The following is a 26,818-nucleotide window of genomic DNA, read 5'->3' as shown; positions in this document are numbered from 1 at the left end:
CGGGGGAGAGCCGTGACGAAGGGATGCCGATGGCGTACGACCTGATCACGATGGGGCGGATCGGAGTGGACCTCTACCCGCTGCAGACCGGCGTCCCGCTCGCCCAGGTGTCGTCCTTCGGCAAGTTCCTCGGCGGGTCGGCGACGAACGTCGCGGTCGCCGCGGCCCGCCTCGGCCGCCGCACCGCCGTGATCACCCGCACCGGCGACGACCCCTTCGGCGCCTATCTGCACGAGGCCCTGCGCGGCTTCGGCGTCGACGACCGCTGGGTCACCCCGGTGGCCGGCCTGCCCACGCCCGTCACCTTCTGCGAGGTCTTCCCGCCCGACGACTTCCCGCTCTACTTCTACCGCCGGCCCAAGGCCCCGGACCTGGAGATCCACCCCGGCGAGCTGGATCTGGACGCCGTCCGGGACGCCCGCGTCTTCTGGGTCACCGGCACCGGCCTGAGCGAGGAGCCGAGCCGCACGGCCACGCTCGCCGCCCTCGCCCACCGAGCCAGGTCCGGCACGACCGTCTTCGACCTCGACTGGCGGCCCATGTTCTGGACCGACCCGGACCAGGCCCGCCCCTACTACGCCGAGGCGCTGCGCCACACCACCGTCGCCGTGGGCAACCTCGACGAGGTGGAGGTCGCCACCGGGGTGCGCGAGCCCCACGCGGCGGCCCGCGCGCTGCTGGCCGCCGGGGTCGAGCTCGCCGTGGTCAAACAGGGGCCCAAAGGGGTCCTGGCGGTCAGCGCCTCCGGGGAGTCGGCCGAGGTCCCGCCCCTGCCGGTCACCGTCCTCAACGGCCTGGGCGCCGGCGACGCCTTCGGCGGCTCCCTGTGCCACGGACTGCTCGCGGGCTGGGACCTGGAGACCGTCATGCGGCACGCCAACGCGGCCGGCGCCATCGTCGCCTCCCGCCTGGAGTGCTCCTCCGCGATGCCCACCCCGGACGAGGTGGCCGCCGCGCTCGACAGCGGAGCGGTGCGGTGAGGGCCGGCCGGGTGGCGGGCGCCCACACCGAGGGCGGGGACGCGGCCCGCCGGCCCCGGGTGGACGTCGCGGCGCTGGTGCACACCCGCACCCACCACCCCGAGGCGATCGCCGAGGCCGCCGCCCGCCGGGTCCGCCGCCCGCTGCTGACCGCGAGCGGCCGCCTGATGATCATCGCCGCCGACCACCCGGCCCGTGGCGCGCTCGGCGTCGGCGACCGCCGGCTCGCCATGGCCAACCGCGCCGACCTGCTGGAACGCCTGTGCCTCGCGCTGTCAAGGCCCGGTGTCGACGGCGTCCTCGCCACCGCCGACATCCTGGACGACCTGCTGCTGCTCGGTGCCCTCGACCACCGCGTCGTCATGGGCTCGATGAACCGCGGCGGCCTGCGGGGCGCGAGCTTCGAACTGGACGACCGCTTCACCGGCCACCGCCCCGCGGACATCCAGCGCCTCGGCTTCGACGCCGGCAAGGTGCTGCTGCGCATCGACTACGCCGACCCCGGCTCCCTGACCACCCTGGAGTCCACCGCCCGCGCCGTCGACGACATGGCCGCGCGCCGGCTGCCGCTGTTCGTGGAGCCGTTCATCAGCCGGCGCACCCCGGAGGGGACGCTGCGCAACGACCTGTCCGCCGAGGCGGTCACCCGCTCCATCGCCATCGCCTCAGGACTCGGCGGCTCCTCCGCCTACACCTGGCTGAAGGTGCCGGTCACCGACGACCCGGACGACATGGCGAGGGTCATGGAGACCTCCACCCTGCCCGCCGTGCTGCTCGGCGGTGACGTCGGCGACTCCCCGGAGGACCAGGTCGCCGCGTACGAGAAGTGGCGCGGGGCGCTCCAACTGCCCACCGTGCGCGGCCTGGTGGCCGGCCGGTCGCTGCTGTACCCGGCGGACGGCGACGTGGCCGCCGCCGTGGACACCGCCGTCGGACTGCTGTGAGGGACCGCATGACCAGCACCGGACTGCACCTGCCCCGGGGCGCCGCCGCGAACGCCCGGTACGCCGTCGACATCGCCCCCGAGCGGGCCGGCTGGACCCACAGCGCCCTGCGTGTCGTGGAGTTGACGCCGGACGGTACGCATACGTTCACCACCGGGGACAGCGAATGGATCGTCCTTCCACTGCAAGGCGGATGTACCGTACAAATCGAGACCACGTCGACTGAGCAGGTCGAGTTCCAACTCCAGGGCCGACAGAGCGTGTTCGCGGAGGCATCCGACTTCGCGTACGCGCCCAGGGACGCCCGGGTCCAGATCGCCTCCGGCGCGGGAGGCCGCTTCGCCCTGGCAGGAGCGAAGTGCGAGCGACGACTCCCCGCCCGCTACGGCCCCGCGCCGGAGGTTCCCGTCGAGCGGCGCGGCAGCGGCGGCTGCGCCCGCCACGTGCGCAACTTCGCCGCCGCGGACGTCTTCGACTGCGACCGGCTGATCGCCGTCGAGGTGATCACCCCCGGCGGCAACTGGTCCTCGTACCCGCCGCACAAGCACGACGAGCACCGGCCGGGCGAGGAGTCGGTGCTGGAGGAGATCTACTACTTCGAGATCGACGGACCGAACGGTTTCGGCTACCAGCGCGTATTCCCCTCCCGCGAGGGCGGTTCCGACGTCCTCGCCGAGGTCCGCTCCGGCGATGCCGTGCTCGTCCCCGACGGCTGGCACGGCCCGTCGATCGCCCAGCCGGGCCACGCCATGTACTACCTGAACGTCATGGCGGGACCCGGCGAGAACCGCGAGTGGCGGATCCGCTTCCACCCGGACCACACAGCGAGCACAGGGGGGTACCGATGACGACCTCGACGACGAGGCTCACGGTCGCGCAGGCACTCGTCCGCTTCCTCACCGCCCAGTACACCGAACGGGACGGGCGCAGGCAGCGGCTGATCGGCGCCACCTGGGGCATCTTCGGGCACGGCAACGTGGCCGGCCTCGGCCAGGCGCTGGTCCAGTACGCCGGCGCCATGCCCTTCCACCAGGGCCGCAACGAGCAGGCCATGGTGCACGCGGCGGTCGGCTACGCCCGCCAGTCGAACCGGCTGTCGGCCCACGCGGTGACCACCTCGATCGGCCCGGGCGCCACCAACCTGGTCACCGGCGCCGCCCTCGCGACCGTCAACCACCTCCCGGTCCTGCTGCTGCCCGGCGACGTCTTCGCCGCCCGCCCGGCCGACCCGGTGCTGCAACAGCTGGAGGTGCCCCACGCGGGCGACGTCTCGGTCAACGACACCCTGCGCCCGGTCTCCCGGTACTTCGACCGGATCACCCGGCCGGAGGCGCTGATCCCCGGCGCGCTGGCGGCCATGCGGGTCCTCACCGATCCCGTGGAGACCGGCGCGGTCACCCTCGCTCTGCCGCAGGACGTCCAGGCCGAGGCGTACGACTGGCCGGAGGAGTTCTTCGCCGAGCGGGTGTGGACCGTGCGGCGCCCCGGCGCGGACCCGGCCGAACTGGCGGAGGCGGTCCGGACGGTCCGGGCGGCCCGCAGGCCCCTCGTCATCGCGGGCGGCGGGGTCCACCACAGCCGCGCCGAGGAGGCCCTCGCCGAGTTCGCGGAGGCCACCCGCATCCCGGTCGCCTCCACCCAGGCCGGCAAGGGCTCCCTGCGCCACGACCACCCGCAGGATGTCGGCGGCGTCGGGCACACCGGCACCGCGACCGCCGACGAGCTGGCCCGCACCGCGGACCTGGTGATCGGGGTGGGCACCCGCTACACCGACTTCACCACCGCCTCCGGCACCCTCTTCACGCATCCGGACGTCCGCTTCCTCAACCTCAACATCGCGCCCTTCGACGGGCACAAACTGGCCGGGCTGCCGCTGATCGCCGACGCCCGCAGCGGCCTGTCCGAGCTGACCGAGGCGCTGATCGTGCACGGGTACTCGGCCGCCGGCTCCTACGTCACCGAGTACACCGAGGACAAGGAGCGCTGGGAGCAGCGGGTGGACGCCTGCTTCGAGGCGGACGAACCGGACGTCCGGCCGACCCAGCCGCAGGTCATCGGCGTCCTCGACGCCCTGGTGGACGAGTCCGACATCATCGTCAACGCGGCCGGCTCGCTCCCCGGCGACCTGCACAAGCTGTGGCGGACGCGCTCGCACGACCAGTACCACCTGGAGTACGGCTACTCCTGCATGGGCTACGAGATCCCGGCCGCCATCGGGGTGAAGCTCGCCGCGCCCGAGCGGAAGGTGTGGGCGCTGGTCGGCGACGGCACCTACCTGATGATGCCGACGGAGATCGTGACCGCCGTGCAGGAGGGCATCGCGATCAAGATCCTGCTGGTGCAGAACCACGGCTACGCGTCCATCGGCGGTCTGTCGGAGTCCGTGGGCGGCGAGCGGTTCGCCACCGCCTACCGCTTCACCTCGGACGACGGCACCTACACCGGCGCCCCGCTGCCCGTCGACCTCGCGGCCAACGCGGCCAGCCTGGGTATACGGGTGCTGCGCGCGAAGACCGTACGGGACCTGCGCGCGGCGCTCGCCGAGGCACGGGCCGCCGACACTCCCACATGTGTCTACGTGGAGACCGAAACGTCCGACACTGTGTCGGGCGCGCCTCCGGCGCAGGCCTGGTGGGATGTTCCTGTGGCCGAGACCGCGACCCGATCGTCCGCGGTCAAGGCACGGGAGCTGTACGAACGGCACGTCTCGACCCGACGCCGCCATCTGTAAAAGGAGTTTCTGGGCATGACGAAGATCGTCAACCACTGGATCGGCGGCAAGACCGCCGAAGGCGCGTCGGGCACGTACGGGCCGGTCACGGACCCGGCGACCGGCGCGGTCACCACCAAGGTCGCGTTCGCGTCGGTCGAGGAGGTGGACGCGGCCGTCGCGGCGGCCAAGGACGCCTTCGCGACCTGGGGCCAGTCCTCGCTGGCCCAGCGCACCACCATCCTGTTCAGGTTCCGCGCGCTGCTTGACGCCCACCGGGACGAGATCGCGGAGCTGATCACCGCCGAGCACGGCAAGGTGCACTCCGACGCGCTCGGCGAGGTGGCGCGCGGCCTGGAGATCGTCGACCTGGCCTGCGGCATCAACGTCCAGCTCAAGGGTGAGCTGTCCACGCAGGTCGCCAGCCGCGTCGACGTCTCCTCCATCCGCCAGCCGCTCGGCGTGGTCGCCGGCATCACGCCGTTCAACTTCCCGGCGATGGTCCCGATGTGGATGTTCCCGATCGCCATCGCGACCGGCAACACCTTCGTGCTCAAGCCGTCCGAGAAGGACCCGTCGGCCTCCCTGAAGATCGCGGAACTGCTCTCCGAGGCCGGTCTGCCCGACGGTGTCTTCAACGTGGTGCAGGGCGACAAGGTGGCCGTGGACCGCCTGCTGGAGCACCCGGACGTCAAGGCCGTCTCCTTCGTCGGCTCGACCCCGATCGCCCGCTACATCCACACCACGGCCTCCGCCAACGGCAAGCGGGTGCAGGCCCTCGGCGGCGCCAAGAACCACATGCTGGTCCTGCCGGACGCCGACCTGGACGCGGCGGCGGACGCCGCGGTCTCGGCGGCCTACGGCTCGGCGGGCGAGCGCTGCATGGCCATCTCCGCGGTCGTCGCGGTCGGCTCCATCGGCGACGAGCTGGTGGAGAAGATCCGCGAGCGGGCCGAGAAGATCAAGATCGGTCCCGGCGACGACCCGGCCTCCGAGATGGGCCCGCTGATCACCAAGGCCCACCGGGACAAGGTGGCCTCCTACGTCGAGGGCGCGGCGGCCGAGGGCTGCGAGGTCGTGCTCGACGGCACCGGTCACACCGTGGCGGGCTTCGAGGACGGGCACTGGATCGGCATCTCGCTGCTGGACAAGGTGCCGACCAGCGCCAAGGCGTACCAGGACGAGATCTTCGGCCCTGTGCTGTGCGTGCTGCGCGTGGACACCTACGAGGAGGGCGTGGCCCTCATGAACGCCTCGCCGTTCGGCAACGGCACGGCGATCTTCACCCGGGACGGCGGCGCCGCCCGCCGCTTCCAGATGGAGATCGAGGCCGGCATGGTCGGCGTGAACGTGCCGATCCCGGTCCCGGTCGGCTACCACAGCTTCGGTGGCTGGAAGGACTCGCTCTTCGGCGACCACCACATCTACGGCAACGACGGCACGCACTTCTACACCCGCGGCAAGGTCGTCACCACGCGCTGGCCCGACCCGGCCGACGCCCCCGCGGGCGTGGACCTGGGCTTCCCGCGCAACCACTGAGCGTCACCCGGAGGTCGCCTCCGGCCCATGTCAGGCCGTCCGGAATCCGGACGGCCTGACATTTTTTTGCAGCCCTGGCTGCGGTTCCCGTTCTTGCGGGATTAAACGGATGACTAAGGGTGCAGTGGCTTTATGCCTTAGAAAGCAAGGTCATGCATCGCATGGGCTTGATGGATGCTCCTATTTTCCGGTACGGCCTAAGAAAGTGATGTGGCGTCGGACGCTTGCCGATTGCGGATTTCGAAGGTAAACAGCCATTGACGGGGTGGTTTTCGTCGGGGTTCTCTATGCACGCCGGGAGCGGACCAGACGAACGCACGACGAGCCGCCCGGAGGCGATAGCGCTCCCGAGCCCACCCTCAGTCGCACCAGTCGATCGGATCCCGCCGCATGACCGACACGCTCCGCCCTGTCGAGACAGGCTCTGCCGCAGCAGCACTCGCAGAGGCCTCCGACAGCCCTCAGAAGCTCAAGCGTTCCATCGGAGTCGTCGGCGGCACCCTGCTCACCCTCTCCTGCGTCACGCCGGCCTCCACGCTGTTCGTGATCGTGCCGGACCTGTTCTCCAGCCTGGGCACGGCGACGGCGCTCTGTCTCGTCATCGGCGCGCTGCTCTGTATCCCGGTCGCCCTGTGTTACTCGGAGCTGGGCACCCTCATCCCGAGCGCGGGCGGCGAGTACGCGATCGTCTCCACCCTCGCCGGCCGGCTCGCCGGCTGGCTGGCCTTCGTCATGTCGCTCCTCGTCGTGGTGATCGTCCCCCCGGTCATCGCGATGGGCACCGCGGACTACCTCGCCCCGGTCATCCACCTGAACCCCGCCTGGACGGGCGCCGGCGTGATGATCGCGGCCACCCTCGCCGGTCTGCTCGACCTGCGCGCCAACGCCTGGATCACCGGCATCTTCCTGGTGCTGGAGGTCGTCGCGGCCGGTGTCGTCGCCATGCTCGGCTTCACCCACTCCCACCGCGGGCTCGGCAGCCTCGGCAACCTGCAGATCGCCGGTGAGCACGCGCACATCAGCCCCGTGACGGGCGCGATGGTCCTCTCCGGGCTCGCCATCGCCCTCTTCGCCACCCAGGGCTTCTCCACCGCCGTCTACCTCTCCGAGGAGCTGGAGAACCCGCGCCGCAACGTCGCCCGCACCGTCCTCGCGACGCTCGCCATCTCCAGCGTCGTCATCCTGGTGCCGGTCGTGGCGATCACCCTCGGCGCCGGCGACCTGAAGGCCCTGACCGGCGGCGACATCTCCGGCATGGTCATCGCCTGGAGCAACTCGGCCGTCGGCACCTTCGTCAGCCTCTGCGTCGCCCTGGCGATCATCAACGCGGGCATCGTCATGGTCATCCAGAACTCCCGCGTCCTGTTCGCCTCCGCCCGCGACAAGGCCTGGCCGGCGCCGGTCAACAGCGCCCTGTCCAAGCTCGGCCGCTTCGGCTCCCCCTGGGTCGCCACCCTCGTCGTCGGCGTCCCCGGCGCCTTCCTCTGCTTCGTCAACCTGGACACCCTCTACGGCGTCACCGGCGTCGCCGTGACCGGCCTGTACCTGCTGGTCGCGATCGCCGCCCTGCTCGCCCGGCGCGGCGCGCACGGCACCCGCAAGGCCTGGCGGATGCCGCTGTGGCCGGCCATGCCGATCCTGCTGATCGCCGTCCTCGTCTACATCCTCGTCGAGCAGGACGTCTCGTACCTGCTGTGGACCGGCGGCATCACCGCCGTCGCCACCCTCTACTGGGCCTTCTACCTCCGTCCCCGCCAGGCCACTCGCTGGGTGGTGTCCGTCCCCGAGGACGTCCAGTCCTGACGGTCGCCCGGCAGTCCTGACGGCCCCCCGGAGCCTCACGGCACCACCGCGCACCCTCCGTCGTCCTCGCCTCCAGAGGCGAGGACGACGTCGTTCGTCCGCAGTGCCCGTACCGCACCCGAAGTACGCGGCGGCGGTCCCGTACTCCCCGAGGAGGGTCCGGGGTTCAGCCCAGCGGCAGCGTCGGTCGTCGGTGACGGCCCGTACCGTTGAGGCATGGATCTTCGAGGGCCCGCGCTGCGAGGGCTGCTGAAGGGGCCGCGGCGGCTGCTGGCCGCCGCGGCCGCCGTGGTGGTGCTCGCGGGAGCCGGCACCTGGAGCGCCGTCGCCTCCGACGGCCCCCCGCGGGTGCACCGCAGCGACCGCGTCATGGCCATGACCGACGGCACGCGCATCGACACCTCGTACTTCACCGCGGGCCCCGCCGGCCGCCGCCCCGCCGTCCTGCTCGCGCACGGCTTCGGCGGCAGCAAGGGCGACGTACGGCAGCAGGCCGAGGACCTCGCCCGGGACGGATACGCGGTCCTGACCTGGTCCGCGCGCGGCTTCGGCAGGGCCACCGGCAAGATCGGCCTCAACGACCCCGGACACGAGGTCGCCGACGTCTCCCGGCTCATCGACTGGCTCGCCCGGCAGCCCCAGGTCCGCCTCGACCGGCCCGGCGACCCGCGCGTGGGCGTGGCCGGCGGCTCCTACGGCGGCGCGATCTCCCTGCTCGCCGCCGGACACGACCGCCGCGTCGACGCCATCGCCCCGGCCGTCACCTACTGGAACCTCGCCGACGCCCTGTTCCCGGACGGCGTGTTCAAGAAGCTCTGGGCCGGCGTCTTCTTCAACACCGGGGGCGGCTGTGCCCGGTTCGAACCCGCCCTGTGCCGGATGTACGACCGGGTCGCCGAGTCCGGCACCCCGGACGCGGCCGCCCGGACCCTGCTGGAGGAACGCTCGCCGTCCGCGGTCGGCGGCCGCATCAAGGTGCCCACCCTCCTGGTGCAGGGCCAGACCGACTCCCTGTTCACCCTCGCCCAGTCCGACGCGGCCGCGCGGGCGATCCGCGCGAACGGCGCCCGGGTCGACGTCGACTGGATCCCGGGCGGACACGACGGCGGCGACATGGAGAGCGGCCGGGTCCAGCGCCGGGTGACGGCCTGGTTCGACCGCTACCTCAAGGGCGACACCTCCACGGACACCGGCCCCGCCTTCCGGATCACCCGCACGGGCGGCGTCGACTCCACCGACGGCGCCGCCCGGCTGCGCGGCGCGAGCGCCGGCACCTACCCCGGCCTGCGCGACCACCGGCGCACCGTCGCCCTCACCGGCGGCACGCGAGCCGTCGCCAACCCGGCCGGCGCCAGCCCGCCCGCCGTGTCCGCCCTGCCCGGCCTCGGCGGCTCCGGCGGGCTCGCCCAGCTCTCCGCGCTCGGCGTCGGCGTCTCCGTGGACTTCCCCGGCCAGTACGCGAAGTTCGACTCCGCACCGCTCACCCGCGACCTGCGGATCACCGGCACCCCCACCGTGAGGGCCCACGTCACCTCCACCCGCGAGGACGCCGTCCTGTTCGGCAAGGTCTACGACGTCGGCCCCGACGGCACCCGGCAGGTACTGCCCTCCCAGCTCGTCGCACCCCTCAGGATCACCGGGGCCCGGCACGGCAAGGACGTGACGATCACCCTCCCGGCGATCGACCACGAGGTGCAGAAGGGCCACCGCCTCCGCCTGGTCCTCGCCTCCACCGACCTCGGCTACGCCTCACCAGCCGCCCCGGCGACCTACACCGTCTCGGTCACGGGCGGACTGAGCGTGCCGACGGCCCCCGCCGTGACCACCGCCGCGGCCCCCCTGCCCGCCTGGGTGTGGTGGCTGCCCCTGGCCGGAGCCGCGGCCGCGCTCGCCCTGCTGCTCACCGGCCGCCGCCGGACCGCCGCGCCCGCCCCCGCACCCGAGCTCGCCGACGTCCCGCTGCGGATAGCGGGCCTGAGCAAGCGGTACGCCCGCTCCGCCGACCGGTACGCGGTGCGCGAGCTGTCCTTCCAGGTGGAGAAGGGCCAGGTGCTCGGCCTGCTCGGCCCCAACGGCGCGGGCAAGACCACGACCCTGCGCATGCTCATGGGCCTGATCAAGCCGGACGAGGGCGAGATCCGCCTCTTCGGCCACGCCGTCCGGCCCGGCGCGCCCGTCCTGTCGCGGGTCGGCGCCTTCGTCGAGGGCGCGGGCTTCCTGCCCCACCTGTCCGGCCGGGAGAACCTGGAGCTGTACTGGCAGGCCACCGGCCGGCCGGCCGAGGACGCCCACCTGGCGGAGGCCCTGGAGATCGCCGGCCTCGGCGACGCCCTGGCCCGCGCGGTGCGCACCTACTCCCAGGGCATGCGCCAGCGCCTCGCCATCGCCCAGGCCATGCTCGGTCTGCCCGACCTGCTCATCCTCGACGAGCCCACCAACGGCCTCGACCCGCCCCAGATCCGCGAGATGCGCGAGGTGATGATCCGCTACGCGGCCGCCGGCCGTACGGTGATCGTCTCCAGCCATCTCCTCGCCGAGGTCGAACAGTCCTGCACCCACCTCGTGGTGATGGACCGCGGCCGACTGGTCCAGGCCGGACCGGTAGGGGAGATCATCGGCTCCGGCGACACCCTGCTGGTCGGCACCGGCACACCCGTGGAGGAACCGGTCGCGGAGAAGGTGGCCGCCCTGCCCGGCGTCGCCTCCGCCGTCCGCACCGAGGACGGGCTGCTGGTCCGCCTCGAAGCCGGCGGCACGGCCGAGCGGCTGGTCGTGGAACTGGTGCGCCTGGAGGTGCCCGTCGCCTCCGTCGGCCCGCACCGGCGCCTGGAAGACGCCTTCCTCACCCTGATCGGAGGTACCCCGTGAGCACGCTCACCGAGCCCGTCGAGGTCGCCTCCGGCTACCGCGCGGGCCGCACCCTGCCGCTGCGGGTCGAGCTGATCCGCCAGCTCAAGCGGCGCCGCACGCTGGTCATGGGCGGGATCCTCGCCGTCCTGCCGTTCGTCCTGCTCATCGCCTTCGCGATCGGCGGCGACCCCTCGGGCCGCAACGGCCAGGTCACGCTGATGGACACGGCCACCGCGTCGGGCGCCAACTTCGCCGCCGTGAACCTGTTCGTCTCCGCCGGGTTCCTGCTGGTCATCCCGGTCGCCCTGTTCTGCGGGGACACCGTCGCCGCGGAGGCCGGCTGGTCCTCCCTGCGCTATCTGCTCGCCGCGCCCGTGCCCCGGGCCCGCCTGCTGTGGTCCAAGCTCGTCGTGGGGCTCGGCATGAGCCTGGCCGCGATGGTGCTGCTGCCCCTCGTGGCCCTCGTGGTCGGTACGGCCGCCTACGGCTGGGGCCCGCTGCAGATCCCCACCGGCGGAGCGCTGGCCACCGGCACGGCGGCACAGCGCCTGGCCGTCGTGGTGGCGTACATCTTCGTGTCCCAACTGGTCACCGCGGCACTGGCGTTCTGGCTGTCGACCCGGACGGACGCCCCGCTCGGCGCGGTCGGCGGCGCCGTCGGCCTGACCATCGTCGGCAATGTGCTCGACGCCGTCACCGCCCTCGGCCACTGGCGCGACTTCCTGCCCGCGCACTGGCAGTTCGCCTGGGCGGACGCCGTCCAGCCGCACCCCGAGTGGTCCGGCATGATCCAGGGCACCGCCGTCTCCGTCACCTACGCCCTGGTGCTGTTCGCCCTGGCCTTCCGGGGTTTCGCCCGCAAGGACATCGTCTCCTAGGTCACCGGAGGGTCACCGGCGGGTCTCGACGGGCCGTCACCGTGGCCGGTTCGAGATCCATCCGCAACACCACGGGTCGCACGTTCCGGGCCCCCGCGCCGTCACAGTCGGCAGAGGTCGCACGCGAAGACCGCACAGTCGACGTCAACGGACCGAGGGGGCACCCGAGATGGAACCGACCCGGACACGGCCGGCACGGCACACGCCGCGGGCAGAGCGCATCCGGCGCACACCGCGCGCAGGGCGGAGACGCGGCGCGCTGCTCGCGCTCACTGCGGCGGCCGGCCTGCTGCTGACGGCCTGCTCGGTGGGAGGCTCCGCGGACGGCTCCGCCGCCGACAAGCGCGGCCTGCCCGCCCCCGCGCCCGCCCCCGGTGAGCGGGGCTCCCGGTCGGCGGCCCCCACGCCGGGCGACAGCCACCTGTCCACCTTCGCCCTCGACGTCGACACCGCCTCCTACACCTACGCCCGCCGCACGCTCGCCGACGGCCGGGTGCCCGACCCGTCGACCGTCCGCCCCGAGGAGTTCGTCAACAGCTTCCGCCAGGACTACCGCAGGCCCGACGGCAACGGTTTCTCCGTCACCGTCGACGGCGCCCGCACCACCCGGCCGGGCTGGTCCCTGGTCCGTGTCGGCCTCGCCACCCGAAGCGCCGATCCGGACGGGCACCGCCCGCCCGCCGCGCTCACCTTCGTCATCGACGTCTCCGGCTCCATGAACGAACCGGGCCGGCTCGACCTCGCCAAGCGGTCCCTGGACACCATGACCGACCGGCTGCGCGACGACGACTCGGTGGCCGTCGTCACCTTCAGCGAACGCGCCCACACCGTCCTGCCGATGACCCGCCTCGGCGGCCACCGCGGCGAGGTCCACGACGCCGTCGACGGACTGCGGGCCCTGTCCTCGACCAACCTCGGCGCGGGCGTCGAGACCGGCTACGACACGGCCGTCGAGGGCCTGCGCGAGGGGGCGACCAACCGGGTCGTGCTGGTCTCCGACGCCCTCGCCAACACGGGGGAGACCAGCCCCGACGCCATCCTGCGGCGCATCGACTCCGCCCGTCGCGAGCACGGCATCACCCTCTTCGGCGTGGGCGTCGGCAGCGACTACGGCGACGCTCTCATGGAGCGCCTCGCCGACAAGGGCGACGGCCACACCGCCTACGTCTCCGACACCGACGAGGCACGCCAGGTGTTCTGCGTCCAGCTCCCGCAGAACATCGGGCTGACCGCCCGCGACGCCAAGGCCCAGGTCGCCTTCGACCCCGAGACCGTCGCCGAGTTCCGCCTCGTCGGCTACGACGACCGCGCGGTCGCCGACGACGACTTCCGCGACGACCGCGTGGACGGCGGCGAGGTCGGCCCCGGCCACACCGTGACCGCCCTGTACGCGGTGCGCACCAGGCCGGACGCCGACGGCCACCTCGCCACCGCCACCGTCCGCTGGCTCGACCCCGCGACCCGGGCCCCGCACGAGCGCTCCGGAGCCCTGGAGACCGGTGACCTGCGGGACTCGGTGTGGGCGGCGAGCCCACGCTTCCAGGTCACGGCGGTCGCCGCCTACTTCGCCGACGTCCTGCGCGCCGCCGGCACCGACCACGGCCCCGCCCTCCCAGGCGCGCCGAGCCTGGCCCGGCTCGCGGGCCGGGCGGCCGCGCTGGCCGCAACCACCGAGGACGAGGACGTACAGGCACTCGCCGACGCGATCCGGCAGGCGGACGACGCCGACCGGGGCGGCCGGACGGACACCGGGGACACCGGGCAATGAGCGCCCGCACGCACCGTCGACCGGGCGGTGACGGCGGCGCGCGCCGAACGGATCGAGACGCTGTACCGCTGAGGGCAAGCAGAGCGGCGGGGGGGGGGGGGGGGGGGGGGGGGGGGGGGGGGGGGGGGGGGGGGGGNCCCCCCCCCCCCCCCCCCCCCCCCCCCGGCCCCCCCCCCCCCCCCCCCCCCCCCCCCCCCCCGCTCGCGGAGCGCTCGCTCAGCCGTTGCCGGACAGCGCCGAGATGTCGTCCAGGATGTGCGAGAGCGGCTCGTCGCCCTTCGCCTGCGTCGAGTTCTCCGTGCACTGCTGGGTCTGCGGGGCGGACAGGACCGGGATGTCCTGGACGCCGACGTTGACCAGGGCCAGGATCGACTGCGCGTCGACCTTCGCCGGCAGGCCGACACACGGCTTGTTGAGCGAGCCCTGCACCAGGGAGAGCTGCGGGCTCTGGTTGCCGGCCGTGGCCGAGTTGCCGAAGGACTGCTGGGCCTCGTTGCCGCTCAGCGAGGTGGTGCCGTGGTCGTCACCGATGGCCAGGGCCTGAGGGGCGGCGAAGCCCGCCAGACCGGCGACGGAGGCGGCGACAGCCGCGGTGGCCCACAGCTTCTTCATGTTCGTTCCCTTTCGAGAGGCGGACTCCGGGGAGGAGTTGCGTGATCATCAACGCCGGGGATCGTGTCGCGGTTGCGGCCTTTGCCCCGTTTGGAGTAGCTCAGTACGATCAGTGGACCAGCGCCTCGTACGACACGGTGTGCCGTGCCGTGAGGCGGTCCCGAACGGGCCGACGGGCCGCCGGAAGAACGCGGCGGCCCGTCGGCACGGGCCCGTGAGGGGGCCCGGGGGTCTGCGGATCAGCCGTTGCCGGACAGCGCGGAGATGTCGTCCAGGATGTGCGAGAGCGGCTCGTCGCCCTTGGCCTGGGTCGAGTTCTCCGTGCACTGCTGGGTCTGCGGGGCGGACAGGATCGGGATGTCCTGGACGCCGACGTTGACCAGGGCCAGGATCGACTGGGCGTCGACCTTCGCCGGCAGGCCGATGCAGGGCTTGTTGAACGAGCCCTGGATGAGGGCGAGCTGCGGGCTCATGTTGCCGTAGGTGGCCGAGTTGCCGTACGACTGCACCGCGTCGTTGCCGCTCAGCGAGGTGGTGCCGTGGTCGTCACCGATGGCCAGGGCCGGCGACGCGGCGGTCGCGGAGAAGCCGACGACGGAAGCGGCGACCGCGGCAGAGGCCAGAACCTTCTTGATCACTTGCTGATTCCCTTCTGGAGAAACCCCGTCCACCGGAGCGACCTGCATCAACTGCCCACCGCCGCCCGGGGTTGCTCTCGTTCACTCCGATGGCCCACACGGTGCCGGGGGAAGGGTTTCCGGAGTCGAGAGGGGAATTCCCCGAATTCCGCCACCCGGAACGATCCGATCGGGTGACAGCCCGCAACCATTTTGGACCGGCCCGGTTGATGCGGGGCAGGAACATGCGTCTTGGCGAGGAGCCAAGGAAAGGAAAGCGAAATGCTGAAGAAGGCAATGGCCGCGGCCGCGGTCGCCGCGTCCTTCGTCGGTGTGTCCGCGGCGGCAGCCCCCCAGGCGCTTGCCATCGGCGACGACACCGGCACCACCTCGCTGAGCGGCAACGCGGCGCAGGACTCGTTCGGCAACTCGGTGACCCGGGGCAACATGAGCCCGCAGGCCACCCTGGTGCAGAGCTCGGTCAACAAGCTGTGCGTCGGCCTGCCGGTCAAGGCGGACGCCCAGTCCCTGGTGGCCGTCCTCGCCAACGTCGGCGTCCAGGACATCCCGGTCCTGTCCGCACCGCAGACCCAGCAGTGCGCCGACAACTCGACCCAGGCCAAGGACGACGAGCCGCTGTCGCACGTGGCGGACGACATCGCGGTCTTGGCCGGCAACGGCTGAGGCGACCGCCTCCGCCTGCCGACGGAACACCGCCCGGGTGGCGTGCCGGTGCATCCACCGCCGCCCGGGCGGTCTTTTGCTGCCCCGTTTCGAAGAAGCGTTTCTCTGCCTCTGCGCCAACCTGTCAAATCCATGGGGGCGTTCGAGTGAATTCCATGAGGACGCGCGTTCCGTAGTTTCTTCGGCTGTCTATCCCTCGTTTTACAGCCTGCCGGTCATGGTGCGAGCCGCCCAAGTTGTGCTCGCTCGGTTTCGGCCGTCACAGGGCATGACCGCTAAGAAGGGAAAGTTCATGAAGAAGAGCGCTGCTGTCGTCGCCGGCGCGATCCTGGCGCTGGGCGGGGCCGCCCCCGCCTTCGCCGACTCCGGTGCGACCGGTGGGGCCGCCAACTCCCCGGGCGTCCTCTCGGGCAACGTCATCCAGGTCCCGATCCACATCCCGGTCAACGCCTGCGGCGACACCGTCGACGTCATCGGACTGCTGAACCCGTCGTTCGGCAACGCCTGCGTCAACCACTGAGCGACAGCGCAACGCGCCAGCCCTCCGGCTGTGTTCTGGCCGGCCTCGGACCGTCGATCCTTCGGCTCTTCCGTCCGAGGCCGGCTTTCCCACTTCTTCGAGCAGGAAGACAACGAGATTGCGACAGACCCTCAGCAAGGGCATGGTCGTGGCCGCCGCCGCGACGGGCATGCTGTCCTTGTACGGAAGCCAGGCGCTCGCCGACACGGGTGCTCAGGGTGCCGCCCAGCACTCGGCCGGCGTGCTGTCCGGCAACACCGTCCAGGTCCCGGTGAACGTCCCGGTCAACGTCTGCGGCAACTCCGTGGACGCGGCCGCCGCGCTGAACCCCGCGTTCGGCAACTCCTGTGCGAACGAATCCGCTCCGACGAACGACGGCGGCGTCCGGCACGGCAGTCCGCAGGGCGGCTCGGACACCTCCGAGCACAGCCCGGGCAGCCACACCGTCCTTCCCGGCGGCCACCCCGACGTCCCCGGTTTGCCCGGTGAGCGGGGCGGCCTCCCCGGAGGCCCCGCGGGCGACCACACGTTGCCGTCCACACAGGGCGGGACCGACCACACGAAGCCGTCCCCGCGCCACGGCGGCGACCACACCCAGGCGCCCTCGTACGGCGGCGGAAGCCACACGGCGTCCCCCGGGTACGGCGGTGACGACCACACCACGCCGCCTCCGTACGGTGGTTACGGCAAGCCGACCCCGCCTTCGTACGGCGACGACCACACCACGCCGCCTCCGTACGGTGGTCACGACCACCCGACGCCGCCCCCGTACGGCGGCGAGGACTGGACTCCGCCGCACCACGGAAGCCACCACCCGGGACAGCCGCCGAGCCTCGCGCACACCGGTGCCGACTCCGGGACCCTCTTCGCGGCCTCGGCCGCCAGCGCCGCGCTGATCGCCGGCGGAACCATCCTGTACCGCCGGGGCCGGGCAGCCTCGCGCCGGTGACGTGCCGGGTGCCGGACCCCAGTGCCCGGCACCCCGCGTCCCGCACGGGCGCCGTCCGCAGTGGCGCCGTACCGCATCCTTCAGCGCCGTGCCGCCTCGGGCACCTCGCCACGCCGTCCGGCCGGGTACCGCCAGCCCGCCGTCCTCGGTGACCGCCTCGAAGCCCGGCGCCAGGAACACCCGGCACCTCGTTCGAGCGGTTCGTCCGTGCGGGGGCCGGAGCCACCTGATCGCCGTAGCCGTGGTGGCGGACACCGTGCCGATATGACTGGGTGTCAATAACACGACCGGCTGACCAGGCACGGTCGAGTGGCGGAAGGAGCGGGCATGGCTCCGCGAGTGCGACGGGCCCGCGCCCGGCGGCTGACCGTGGTGCTGGCCGTGGTCGTCGCCGCGGCCGCCCTGGTGACCGGCCCCGGGCCCGCGACCGAGTCGCCGCGACCGGCCGGCCCCTCCGCCGGGGAGGCCCAGGCACCCCCGCCGTTCGGCGCGTTCCTCGGCTCAGGTCCGAGCGGGTTGGCCCGGATGTCCGGGCTCGGCGACTGGCTCGGCGGGACCGAACTCACCGTCGCGCACACCTACCTGCCCGGCGGCACATGGAGCGACATCGAGGGTCCCCCCGGCTTCCTCGACCCCTGGGCGCGGTGGCGGCGCGAGAAGACGGACCGGACACTCGTCCTCAACGTGCCCATGCAGGAACGCAACGAGGAGAACCTGTCCGACGACGAGGTGCGCTCGCTGCTGCGGCAGGGCGCGGCCGGGCAGTTCGACCGGCACTTCCGCGCCCTCGCCGAGCGACTGGTCGACCTGCGCGTGCCGGACACGGTCGTCGTGCTCGGCTGGGAGATGAACGGCATCACCTACACCCACCGCTGCGGACCGGACCCGGACTCCTGGAAGGCGTACTGGAACCGGATCGTCACGACCATGCGGGCGGTGCCGGGCCAGCGGTTCCGGTTCGACTTCGCCCCCAGTCGCGGCCGGGACGCCGTCCCCTGGACCGAGTGCTACCCCGGGGACGACACGGTCGACATCATCGGCATGGACTCCTACGACCAGCCGGCCGGCATGTCGTTCGACGAGCAGGTGACGGAGCCCTACGGCCTCCAGCGGCACGTGGAGTTCGCCGAGGCCCACGGCAAGCCGATCTCCTACCCCGAGTGGGGACTCTTCCGCAACGGCGACGACGCCGCGTACATGAGCCGGATGCTCGCCTGGATCGCCGAGCACCGGCCGCTGTACAACACGCTGACCGACTACTGCCCGCACGGCGTGTGGCAGTGTGCGCGGAACCCCCTGGCGTCCGCGGTCTACCGGTCCACGCTGTACGGCCGCACCCGCGGCCGGACCCCGGACCCCGAGCCGACCACCGCACCGGCACCCACGCCCACCCCCGTGCCCTCGCCCGCGCAGCGGCCCCCGGACGCCTGCTCGTCGGTGGACCTCGGCGACTGGGTCGCGTACTGGCTCGGCGGTCACGTCTGCCTCCCCGTCGACCGGTGGTCGCGTGCCCTGCGCTCCTGACGCCCCGGCCCCCACCGGCGCAACACCTCTGCGCCCCGCCGCCGGACGGCCGCCCCGCCGAGCAGGGCCGCGAGCAGCGGGGCGGTGCGCCGCCTGGCCAGCACCAGCCGCCGGCTGACGACCGGTTCGGGACGCCAGTGGTGCTTGTACGGCTCGTCGCCGCGCAGCAGGCTCAGGACGCCCCGGCCGCCCGCCGCACCGCGCACGGCCGCCGACGCCTGCCCGCTGCACGCGTCCAGCAGCATCACGGCCACGTCCACCTTCCGTTCCCGCAGCCGCGGATCGGCGCCGTACAGGTAGCCGCCCGCAAGACCCGGGGACAGCAGCGTCAGGTCGACCGCCACCACGTCACCGCCGAGCCGGAACTCGGTCACGACCGCGTCCCCGGCGCTGACCATCGGACCCACCGCGCGGACCAGATGCTCCCGGAACCGCGGCCGCAGATGCTCGGCCGTCACGCCCCGCCCCCGCCACTGCGAGCGGTGCAGCTCCAGCAGCCGGTGCAGGGCCGCCGCCACCTCACCGGGTCCGGCCACCCGCCGCTCCACGCCCAGCGCGGTCAGCCTGCGCAGCTTGGCCCGCACCCGCTGGGCCTTGCCCGACGGCAGCCGGGCGACCAGCTCGTCCATGGGCACGGCGGGCAGCTCGAGGCACAGCGAGTCGTCGAGCGCGCGCCGGGGACCGCGCCACAGGGCGTGCACCCGCTCCGCCGCGCCGCCCGGCCGCACCTCGCGGAAGTCGATCAGCGCCGTGCGCGCGGCCCGCCACAGGGCCTCGGTCAGGGCGCGGGCCGCGCTCCCGTCGTCGCCGTCGTCCAGCAGCACGTCCCCGTAGTCGGAGACCGGCCCGCCGAGCGGCACCAGGGCGGGCAACGGGCGGCGGACCAGCATCAGCGGTGCCGCGGCGACCAGTTCGCCGCCCCGGCCGCGCCGCACCAGCAGCAGCCTGAGCCGTCCCGGCCTGCCGTACGACCGCCACCACGAGTGCAGCCAGGCATGGCTCAGGAACGGGGTCGCGGTGCCGCACCGCCGGTACAGCCGCGCCCAGGCCGGGCCGAGTGCGGCGAAGGCGTCCTCGTCGGTGACCAGTTCGGTGACGAGTTCGGTGTCGAGGCCGGTGCCGGGTGCCCTGGCGTACTTCGGCCGCGTCGGGTACGTCGCCGTCACAGCTGGCCGTGCGCGTCGGCGGCGAGGGCGGGCGCGGGCACGGTGGCCGCCCGCAGCCGCTCCGGCGCCCGGCGCCTGGGCCGCACCAGCAGCGCCAGACCGCCGAGCAGCCCGCCCGCGCTCGCGCCCACCAGGCCGGTGAGGCCGGCGGACGCCGAGGACGGCGCGGTCGGCGGCAACGCCCGTGAGAACTCCAGGAGTTCGACATGGGTCCGGCTGCTGGTGGCGTTGGCGTGCCGGGTCAGGGAGCGGGCGACCGCGTCGGCCATGCCGGCGGCCTCGGCCGGGCGGCCCGAGGTCGCGGACACCGCCACCATCGGGGCGTCCGGCGAGGTCGCGGTGCGCACGTCGGCGCGCAGGGTGTCCACCGGCACCCCGGCCTGCCGCTGCGCGTCGCCGAGCACCGCGAGCTGGGTCGCGACCCGGCCGTAGGCCTGGGCGAAGCCGAGCGCGGAGGCGGTGTCGGACCCTTCGGTGGGTACCGCGACCACATAGCTGGTGGCCGTGTACACCGGCGGCTTCAGCTCCCCGTACGCGCCGCCCAGCAGCCCGCCCGCGAGCACGCCGGCCGCCACCAGCGACCAGGGCGGCAGCCCGCGGGCGCGGGTGAGGCGGGCCGGGCGGTGGTGCCTGAGGGGATTCTCGGTCATGGCTGGCTGACTCCCTGGGAGGATCGGGGCTCGGGGACCGTACGGGCGAGCGCCGCCGCGTAGACGTCCATGAGCCGGGTGGCGCTGCGGGCGATGCAGTAGTGGCGGGCGGCCTCGGGGACGGTGCGCGGGCCGGGGCCGGCGGCGTACACCTCGGCGAGCGCCCGGGTGTAGGCGTCGGTGCCGCCCTCGACGCGCAGGGCGCCCGGGGCGGCCTCGGGCGGCAGGTCCTCGACGGCCGGGCAGGAGGCGTAGCGCACCGGCAGCCCGGCCGCGAGCGCCTCGACGACGGCCAGCCCGAACGCCTCCTCGGTGGAGGGCGAGGCGAGCACGTCCATCGCCGAGGCCAGCGCCGGCAGGTCGGGGCCCGCTGCGGGGTCGCACCCGTAGGGCCGCTCACCGGCGAAGACCACCCGGTCGGCGACGCCGGCCAGCCGGGCGGCCCGGCGCAGGGCGCCCTCCTCGCCGCCCCCGCCGACCAGCAGCAGCCGGCAGTCGCCGGGGAGCCGGGCCAGGGCCCGGATCAGCACGTCGAAGCGTTTGCCGGGGGCGAGCCGGCCGACGCCGCCGATGACGAACGCGTCGTCCGGCAGCCCGAGCCGGGCCCGGGTGCGCAGCCGCCGCCCGGCATCGAAGCGGAACCGCTCCAGGTCGATGCCGTTGGGCACGACCGCGATACGCGGCTCGGGCACGCCCCAGCGCGTCAGCCGCTCGGCGACCGTCGGGGACACGGCGACCGTGGACCGGCCCAGCCGTTCACCGGCCAGGTACAGGGCGCGCACTCCGGCCGTGAGCGGGCGGCCCTCCATCTGCGAGTCGCCGAGGGAGTGTTCGGTGGCGACGACCGCGCGCACCCCGGCGAGCCGGGCGGCGATCCTGCCGTACAGGCACGCCCGGTAGAGGTGGGTGTGCACCAGGTCGTAGCGGCCGCGCCGGATCAGCCGGGCCAGGCGGGGCACCGCGGCCAGGTCGCGGTTGCCGCTCATGCCCAGGTGGACCACCCGGACGCCGTCGGCGGCCAGACCCTCGGCGACCGGCCCGGGGTTGGTCAGCGTCACCACGTCGCAGTCCACCGGCAGGTGCCGCAGCAGCAGCCGCAGTTGCTGCTCGGCGCCCCCGGTCCCGAGCCCGGTGATGACGTGCAGCGCCCTCATCGGGGCTCCGCCACGGGGCGGCGGCGCAGCCGGTGCAGCCGGTACTTCAGGAACAGGCGCAGGGCGGCGTCGTTCTGCCCGATGTGCACGCGGGGCAGAGCGTGCGGGCCGGTCAGCGGCCCGGGGTCGATGGCGCAGGCGTAGTCGTACCCGGCCGCCCGCACCGCGTCGACGGCCCGCCGGTCGACGGTGCCGTACGGGTAGCAGAACCCGCCGACCGGGGTCCCGGTCAGCTCCCGCAGCGTGGTACGGCTCGCCGCGGTCTCGGCGTCGAGCGCGGTGTCGTCGGCGCGGGTGAGGTCGACGTGGGTGAGGCCGTGCGAGCCGATCTCCACGCCCGCCCGGGCGGCGTCCCGGACGGCGTCGGCGGTGAGCAGCGGCTTGCGCGGGCCCAGCGGGTCCCACGCGTTGTCGCCGCCGAACCGGCCGGGCAGCACGAACAGGGTGGCCGTGCACTCCCAGCGGGTGAGCACCGGCAGCGCGCCGGTGAGGAAGTCGGCGTACCCGTCGTCGAAGGTGAGCGCCACCAGGTCGCGGCCCTCGCCCCGGGCGCGGGCCGCGAGCAGTTCGGCCACCGACACACCGCGCAGGCCACGGGCGCGCAGCCAGCGCAGCTGCCGCTCCAGCCGGTCCGGGGTGACGGTGACCCGGTACGGGTCGTCGGAACAGTCGCCGACCGAGTGGTACATGGCGATCCACGGGACGGTACCCGGCCCGGCGGCCCGGGTACGGCGGGGCGACTCAACGGCGGACGGCATGGACGAGCCTCCGTACGAGGGTGCGGACGTGAGAGAGGACGAGGGTGCGGACGTGGCGGAGGACGGGAAGGACGCGGGCGAGCGGGACGGAAGGCGGCCCGGACGCCCCGCCCCGGGCGCCCAGGGCACGGCCGAGCAGGACGAACACGGCGGTCACGGTGGCGCCGCCGACGATCGGACCGGCGTAGGGGCCGCCGGTCCGGCCGGTCACAAGGGCACCGGCCGGCGCGGCCACCACGGCCGCCACGAACGGCCGGCCCATGCCGGTCAGCACCTGCCGGGCGCGCACCGGCACACCACGCGGGCCGCCCGGGAGGACGGAGCGCCGCCGCGGACCGCTCGCCGTGCCCGCCAGCAGCAGGGCCGCGGTGACGGTGATCCCGGCGGCGTTGGCCGCGGCGATCCCGGTGACCCCCCAGGAGTCGACCGTCCCGGCGCCCGCCCACGACGTGACGGCGAGTCCGGCGGCCATGGCGGCCACCGGGTACCAGGTGGCGCGGCCCGCCGAGAAGTAGGAGCGGACCAGCACGCCCGTCAGGGTCTGGCCGAGCAGCCCGAGCGCGTACACCCGCATCACGCCCGCGGTCGCCGCCGTGTCGCGGGCCGTGAACGCGCCCCGCTGGAACAGCAGTTGGATGAGCTGCGGGGCACAGGCGACGACGGCCGCCGTACCGAGCAGCACCAGCCAGGAGGCCACCACGAGGTCGCGCTCCACCCGGTCCCGGGCCTGCTCGGTGTCGCCGTCGGCGAGCGCCCGCGCCACCACCGGGAAGGTCACCGTGCACAGCATCGTCGACAGCGTCATCGGGATCTGCGCGACCTTCTGTGCGTAGTTGAGGTGCGAGATGGCGCCCGCGGGCAGCCCCGAGGCCAGGTACCGCTCGACGAGCACCTGCGACTGCCGGACCAGCGCGAACAGCAGCACGGTCGCCATCAGCGCGGCGTCCACCGGCCGTGCCCCGGCCACGGACCCGGCATCGGCCCCGGAACCCGTCACGGAACCGGTCACCGGGTCGGTGCCCGCACGGATGGCCGCACCGGTCTCCGTGCCGGTCCCCGCACCGGCCGTGGACGGCTGACGTCTACGCAACCGCCCCACCAGCGAGGGCAGTTGCACGGCCACCATCAGGCAGCCCCCCACCGCCACCCCGAACGCGGCCGACCGCACGCCCCAGCGGCCGCCGAGGGCGAACATCGTGGCGACGATGCCGGTGTTGTAGGCGACGTAGATCGCGGCCGGGGCCAGGAAGCTGCGGTGGGCGCGCAGGGCGGCGCTGCAGTAGCCGGCGAGTCCGAAGCTGAGCACACAACTCGCCGTGAGCCGGGTGCAGTCCACGGCGAGTGCCGGGTCGGGCAGGCCCGGCGCGAGGACCGCGACCAGCCACGGGGCGGCCACGGCGAGCAGTACGCCCACCGCGGCGAAGGTCGGCGCCAGCCGGGGCAGGGTGCCCGCGACCAGGGACCGGACGGGGTCCCCGGGCGCCCCCCGCGCCCGCCGGGCCAGCGCCACGCTGAACGCCGGGACCAGGGCGTACGCCAGTCCGTCCTCGATGAGCAGGGTGGCCGCGAACTCCGGCAGGGTCCAGGCCACCAGGAAGGCGTCGGTGTCCCGGCCGGCCCCGAACAGCCGCGCCAGCGACTGGTCGCGCACCAGCCCGAGCAGCGCGCCCGCGACCGAGAGGGCGGCGGTGAGCAGGGCGGCCCTGGCCAGGAAGCCAAGGCCGGGCGGCGCGTGCCCGGGTCCGGACGGCCGCGCCGGAACGGTGCGGGGCCCGGCGCACGCACCGGCGCGCACACCGGCCCGGGGGGACGGCAGCCCGGCCGGGCCGTCGGCGCCGTCCGGTCCGGGCACCGCACCGCTCCCACCGGTCTCGCGGCGGGCTTCGGGGGAGGGCGTCACCGTCATCGGACCGCGGCCTTCCCGGCGGCCCGTCCACGCGCGGCGGCCCGCGCGGCACACCCGGCGGTGCTGTCCGGGCCCGCCCCGGGGACGTCCGGGCCCGCGTTCGGCGTGTCCTCGAGGATGACCTCGTCCGCGCCCACCAGCGCCCACCAGGCCACGAGCCCCAGACACACCGCGGTCAGCACGGTCGAGGTGCCGCCGATGTCGGCGTAGGCGAAGTCGACCAGTTGCCAGACCAGCAGCCCGCAGGCGATCAGCGCACACTCCTGGCCCCGGCCCGCGCGGCGCGCCCGGCCCAGGCCGCGCAGCACACACACCAGCAGCGCCAGCCAGCCGCCCACCAGGCCCACCAGACCGACCAGGCCCTGCTCGCCGAGCACCAGCAGGTACATGTTGTGCGGGGACAGCAGCGGCTGCTTGCGGTAGGCGGCGCCCGCGCCCTCCGTGTCGCTGCCCGAGGACAGGGCGAGCGAGGCGTGCCCGTCGCGATATTCGGGGAAGCCCTTCAGCCCCACACCGGTCAGCGGCCGCTGCCGCCACATGTCGGTGGCCGCCGCCCACATCGTGTACCGGTCGGTGACCGACTGGTCGGGCGCGTCGGCGACCCGCGTGATGCTGTCGATCCGTTCCTGGAGCATCGCCGACCCCAGCCCGAGACCGCCCACCAGCACCACACCCGCGGCCACGGCGGCCACCCCGACCCGCAGGGCCCGGCGCGGCCCGGCCGCCACGAGCTGGACGGTGAGGGTCAGGGCGGTGGCGATCCAGGCGCCCCGGCTGAAGGACAGGGCGAGCGGGACGAGCAGGACGAGCGCGCAGGCGGCCGCGACCGCCCGCTCGCGCACCGGGGCCCGGCCGAGCGCCAGACCGGCCGCGCACACCAGGCCGAACGACACCACGGTCGCCATGCCCATCACGTCCGACGCCCCGAACGTGCCCACCGCGCGGACGTCCTCGCCCTGGTAGGACGCGCCGGTCCCGGTGACGTACTGCTGGACGCCCAGCGCGCCCTGCCACAGCGCGAGCCCCACCAGCGACCAGGCCAGCAGACGGAAGTCGGACCGGTGGCGGACCAGCAGCAGGACGGCGGCCGGGACCAGGACGAAGACCTGCAGGTAGCGGCCGAGGCCGGCGATCCCCGCGCCCGGGGAGACCGCGTCCATCGCGGCGAGTGCGAGCCCGGCGACCGGCAGGCCGAGGACCACCGCCGCCGCACGGGACAGCGGGCGCCGCCGTTCGCGCAGCAGCCGTATCGCACAGTGGCCGACGACCAGCGCGGACACCGCGTCGGCCGGTCCCGCGCCGCCCTCGCCCCCCGGGGTGAGGGGCAGCGCGAGCAGGGCCACCACGGCCACCACGGACAGCGCCGGGGCCGGCCTGGGGCGGCGCGGGGTCAGGGCGAGGCTCATCGGTCAGCTCCCCGTGGAACGCACGAGCGCGGCCGCGGTGCGCAGCAGGATGCAGACGTCCTGCCACAGCGACCACGTGTCGATGTAGGCGTTGTCGAAGCGGGCCCGGTCCTCGATGGAGGTGTCGCCGCGCAGGCCGTTGATCTGGGCGAGCCCGGTGATGCCGGTCCGGACGCGGTGGCGGGCCGCGTAGCCGGGGTGGGTCCGGCTGAACTGCGAGACGAAGTAGGGGCGTTCGGGACGAGGGCCGACCAGGCTCATGTCGCCCCGGAAGACGTTCCACAGCTGGAGGAGCTCGTCCAGCGAGGTCTGCCGCAGGAAGCGGCAGAAGGGGCTCATCCCGTCGTCGCCCGCCACGCTCCAGCGGGTCGCCGCCTCCCGCTCGTCCACCGGGCGGTGGGTGCGCAGCTTCAGCAGCGTGAAGGGCCGGCCTCCGGCGCCGATGCGCTCCTGCCGGAACACCACGCCGGGCCCCTCGGTGAGCCGCAGCACGGCCGCGCACACCAGCAGCAGCGGACTGACCAGCACCAGCAGGATCCCGGAGACCACCACGTCCAGCAGCCGCTTGCCGAGGCTGCCGCGGCGCCGGGCGCCCAGGTCGAGCCGGCGGACGGAGAACCCGGCGAGCTGCTCGCGCATCTCGGACACCGGGCCGTCCGCGTCCATCTCCCACACCGCGCAGCCGGATTCCGCCAGCGCCCGCAGCAGCGGGCCCCGTTCGGCGCGCACGGCGGGACCGATCGTGAGCACGACCCGCACCCCGTTCTGGATGAGTGCCCGCTCCACCTCGTCACCCGTGCCGAGCACCGGCAGCCCGCCCCGGCCGGCCGGACGTTCGGCGACGACGCCCACCGGCCGCACCCCGCAGCGCGGATGGCGCAGCAGCGCGGCGGCCACCCGTTGCGCGGTCGCGGCCGGCCCGACGACCAGGGCCGTACGCGGGCGGCGCGTCAGCGCCACGCGGCGGCGCCAGTGCACGGCGCCGCGCGCCGCGCAGGCCGCCGCCGCCTGCGCGGCCCAGCCGAGCAGCAGGGCGCGGGCGGACAGCGCGCGACCGGGGTCGTGGGCGGCCGCCAGCGCGCCGAGCGCGAGCCAGAGGACCGCGATCCGGCCGCAGACCGCCGGGAGTTCGTCGAGCACTCCCGGCACCGGCCGGGCGGTGCGCGGGCGCAGCAGCAGCGCCCCGCACACCAGGGCGGCGACCAGCGGCGGGCGGTGGGTGGCCGGGCCCGGCGCGAGCGCGCCCACCAGCGCGGCGCACAGGTCGGCGGTGAGCAGCGGCAGGGGCGAGGCGGGCCGGGCGGCCAGCCGCCGCGCCGGGAACCGGAAGCCGCCGGCCGCGCGGGCCGGCCGTACGGGGGCGGACGAGGGGCCGTGCTGCCGCGACGGTGAGCCGGGAG

At 74.2% G+C, this 26,818-nt stretch carries 22 protein-coding genes; 13 read left to right on the top strand and 9 right to left on the bottom strand.

Going from position 1 to position 26,818, the window contains the following annotated elements:
- The first annotated feature begins 29 nt into the window (after positions 1–29).
- The 9 genes from iolC to V7E45_RS26450 all read left to right on the top strand — a co-directional run bounded on the left by iolC (position 30) and on the right by V7E45_RS26450 (position 13,472).
- Positions 30–980 (top strand): 5-dehydro-2-deoxygluconokinase, encoded by a 951-nt coding sequence (iolC, locus tag V7E45_RS26490; protein WP_333776713.1) that lies wholly within the window; start codon positions 30–32, stop codon positions 978–980.
- 59 nt (positions 981–1,039) lie between these two features.
- The gene (locus V7E45_RS26485) at positions 1,040–1,924 is read left to right on the top strand and encodes a Cgl0159 family (beta/alpha)8-fold protein (protein WP_333776720.1); all 885 of its coding nucleotides are present in this window, start codon (positions 1,040–1,042) and stop codon (positions 1,922–1,924) included.
- 8 nt (positions 1,925–1,932) lie between these two features.
- The gene (iolB, locus tag V7E45_RS26480; protein ID WP_333776712.1) at positions 1,933–2,772 is read left to right on the top strand and encodes a 5-deoxy-glucuronate isomerase; all 840 of its coding nucleotides are present in this window, start codon (positions 1,933–1,935) and stop codon (positions 2,770–2,772) included.
- On the top strand, positions 2,769–4,655 hold the full coding sequence (gene iolD, locus V7E45_RS26475; protein ID WP_333776711.1) for a 3D-(3,5/4)-trihydroxycyclohexane-1,2-dione acylhydrolase (decyclizing): 1,887 nt from the start codon (positions 2,769–2,771) through the stop codon (positions 4,653–4,655). The genes iolB and iolD overlap by 4 nt, the downstream gene beginning before the upstream one ends.
- 15 nt (positions 4,656–4,670) lie before the next feature.
- The gene (mmsA, locus tag V7E45_RS26470; RefSeq protein WP_333776710.1) at positions 4,671–6,173 is read left to right on the top strand and encodes a CoA-acylating methylmalonate-semialdehyde dehydrogenase; all 1,503 of its coding nucleotides are present in this window, start codon (positions 4,671–4,673) and stop codon (positions 6,171–6,173) included.
- Between the two features lie 390 nt (positions 6,174–6,563).
- On the top strand, positions 6,564–7,976 hold the full coding sequence (locus V7E45_RS26465; protein WP_333776709.1) for an APC family permease: 1,413 nt from the start codon (positions 6,564–6,566) through the stop codon (positions 7,974–7,976).
- A 216-nt stretch (positions 7,977–8,192) separates the two neighbouring features.
- A complete protein-coding gene (locus V7E45_RS26460) occupies positions 8,193–10,844 on the top strand; it encodes an alpha/beta fold hydrolase (RefSeq protein WP_333776708.1) in 2,652 nt (883 codons plus the stop codon).
- Positions 10,841–11,704, top strand: a complete 864-nt coding sequence (locus V7E45_RS26455) for an ABC transporter permease (RefSeq protein WP_333776707.1) — start codon at positions 10,841–10,843, stop codon at positions 11,702–11,704. Before V7E45_RS26460 ends, V7E45_RS26455 begins: the two co-directional genes overlap by 4 nt.
- A gap of 169 nt (positions 11,705–11,873) precedes the next feature.
- Complete coding sequence (locus V7E45_RS26450) at positions 11,874–13,472, top strand: vWA domain-containing protein (protein ID WP_333776706.1); 1,599 nt, start codon at positions 11,874–11,876, stop codon at positions 13,470–13,472.
- 216 nt (positions 13,473–13,688) lie between these two features.
- On the opposite strand, the gene V7E45_RS26445 is transcribed toward V7E45_RS26450, so the two are convergent.
- The gene (locus tag V7E45_RS26445; protein WP_020940171.1) at positions 13,689–14,084 is read right to left on the bottom strand and encodes a rodlin; all 396 of its coding nucleotides are present in this window, start codon (positions 14,082–14,084) and stop codon (positions 13,689–13,691) included.
- A gap of 239 nt (positions 14,085–14,323) precedes the next feature.
- The gene (locus V7E45_RS26440) at positions 14,324–14,722 is read right to left on the bottom strand and encodes a rodlin (RefSeq protein ID WP_333776705.1); all 399 of its coding nucleotides are present in this window, start codon (positions 14,720–14,722) and stop codon (positions 14,324–14,326) included.
- A 261-nt stretch (positions 14,723–14,983) separates the two neighbouring features.
- On the opposite strand from V7E45_RS26440, the gene V7E45_RS26435 reads away from it, so the two are divergent.
- The 4 genes from V7E45_RS26435 (at position 14,984) to V7E45_RS26420 (ending at position 18,378) form a co-directional block, all read left to right on the top strand.
- Positions 14,984–15,385, top strand: coding sequence for a rodlin (locus V7E45_RS26435; protein WP_020940169.1), 402 nt, complete (start codon positions 14,984–14,986; stop codon positions 15,383–15,385).
- 292 nt (positions 15,386–15,677) lie between these two features.
- Positions 15,678–15,905: a chaplin gene (locus tag V7E45_RS26430; RefSeq protein ID WP_333776704.1), complete on the top strand. Its 228-nt coding sequence runs from the start codon at positions 15,678–15,680 to the stop codon at positions 15,903–15,905.
- Between the two features lie 118 nt (positions 15,906–16,023).
- Positions 16,024–16,854, top strand: a complete 831-nt coding sequence (locus tag V7E45_RS26425) for a chaplin family protein (RefSeq protein WP_333776703.1) — start codon at positions 16,024–16,026, stop codon at positions 16,852–16,854.
- A 327-nt stretch (positions 16,855–17,181) separates the two neighbouring features.
- A complete protein-coding gene (locus V7E45_RS26420) occupies positions 17,182–18,378 on the top strand; it encodes a glycoside hydrolase family 26 protein (protein WP_333776702.1) in 1,197 nt (398 codons plus the stop codon).
- Here the strand turns inward: V7E45_RS26420 and V7E45_RS26415 are convergent.
- From V7E45_RS26415 to V7E45_RS26385, 7 genes are all read right to left on the bottom strand, one after another.
- A complete protein-coding gene (locus V7E45_RS26415) occupies positions 18,330–19,544 on the bottom strand; it encodes a GNAT family N-acetyltransferase (RefSeq protein WP_443056208.1) in 1,215 nt (404 codons plus the stop codon). The two genes, V7E45_RS26420 and V7E45_RS26415, sit on opposite strands and share 49 nt — an antisense overlap.
- Positions 19,541–20,194 (bottom strand): lipopolysaccharide biosynthesis protein, encoded by a 654-nt coding sequence (locus V7E45_RS26410; protein ID WP_333776701.1) that lies wholly within the window; start codon positions 20,192–20,194, stop codon positions 19,541–19,543. The genes V7E45_RS26415 and V7E45_RS26410 overlap by 4 nt, the downstream gene beginning before the upstream one ends.
- Positions 20,191–21,348, bottom strand: a complete 1,158-nt coding sequence (locus V7E45_RS26405) for a glycosyltransferase (RefSeq protein ID WP_333776700.1) — start codon at positions 21,346–21,348, stop codon at positions 20,191–20,193. Before V7E45_RS26405 ends, V7E45_RS26410 begins: the two co-directional genes overlap by 4 nt.
- The gene (locus tag V7E45_RS26400; RefSeq protein ID WP_333776699.1) at positions 21,345–22,106 is read right to left on the bottom strand and encodes a polysaccharide deacetylase family protein; all 762 of its coding nucleotides are present in this window, start codon (positions 22,104–22,106) and stop codon (positions 21,345–21,347) included. Before V7E45_RS26400 ends, V7E45_RS26405 begins: the two co-directional genes overlap by 4 nt.
- Positions 22,090–24,012 (bottom strand): lipid II flippase MurJ, encoded by a 1,923-nt coding sequence (locus V7E45_RS26395; RefSeq protein WP_333776698.1) that lies wholly within the window; start codon positions 24,010–24,012, stop codon positions 22,090–22,092. Before V7E45_RS26395 ends, V7E45_RS26400 begins: the two co-directional genes overlap by 17 nt.
- Positions 24,009–25,418 carry an O-antigen ligase family protein gene (locus V7E45_RS26390; protein ID WP_333776697.1) on the bottom strand — a complete coding sequence of 470 codons (1,410 nt, stop codon included), beginning with the start codon at positions 25,416–25,418 and terminating at the stop codon, positions 24,009–24,011. The genes V7E45_RS26395 and V7E45_RS26390 overlap by 4 nt, the downstream gene beginning before the upstream one ends.
- Positions 25,419–25,421: 3 nt before the next feature.
- Positions 25,422–26,818, bottom strand: a 1,397-nt coding sequence (locus tag V7E45_RS26385) for an exopolysaccharide biosynthesis polyprenyl glycosylphosphotransferase (protein WP_333776696.1), incomplete at its 5' end; no start/stop codon positions are given.

The organism is Streptomyces sp. IBSBF 3136 (assembly GCF_036815105.1).
GTDB lineage: Bacteria > Actinomycetota > Actinomycetes > Streptomycetales > Streptomycetaceae > Streptomyces.
This window is presented reverse-complemented; position numbering and strand designations above follow the sequence as displayed.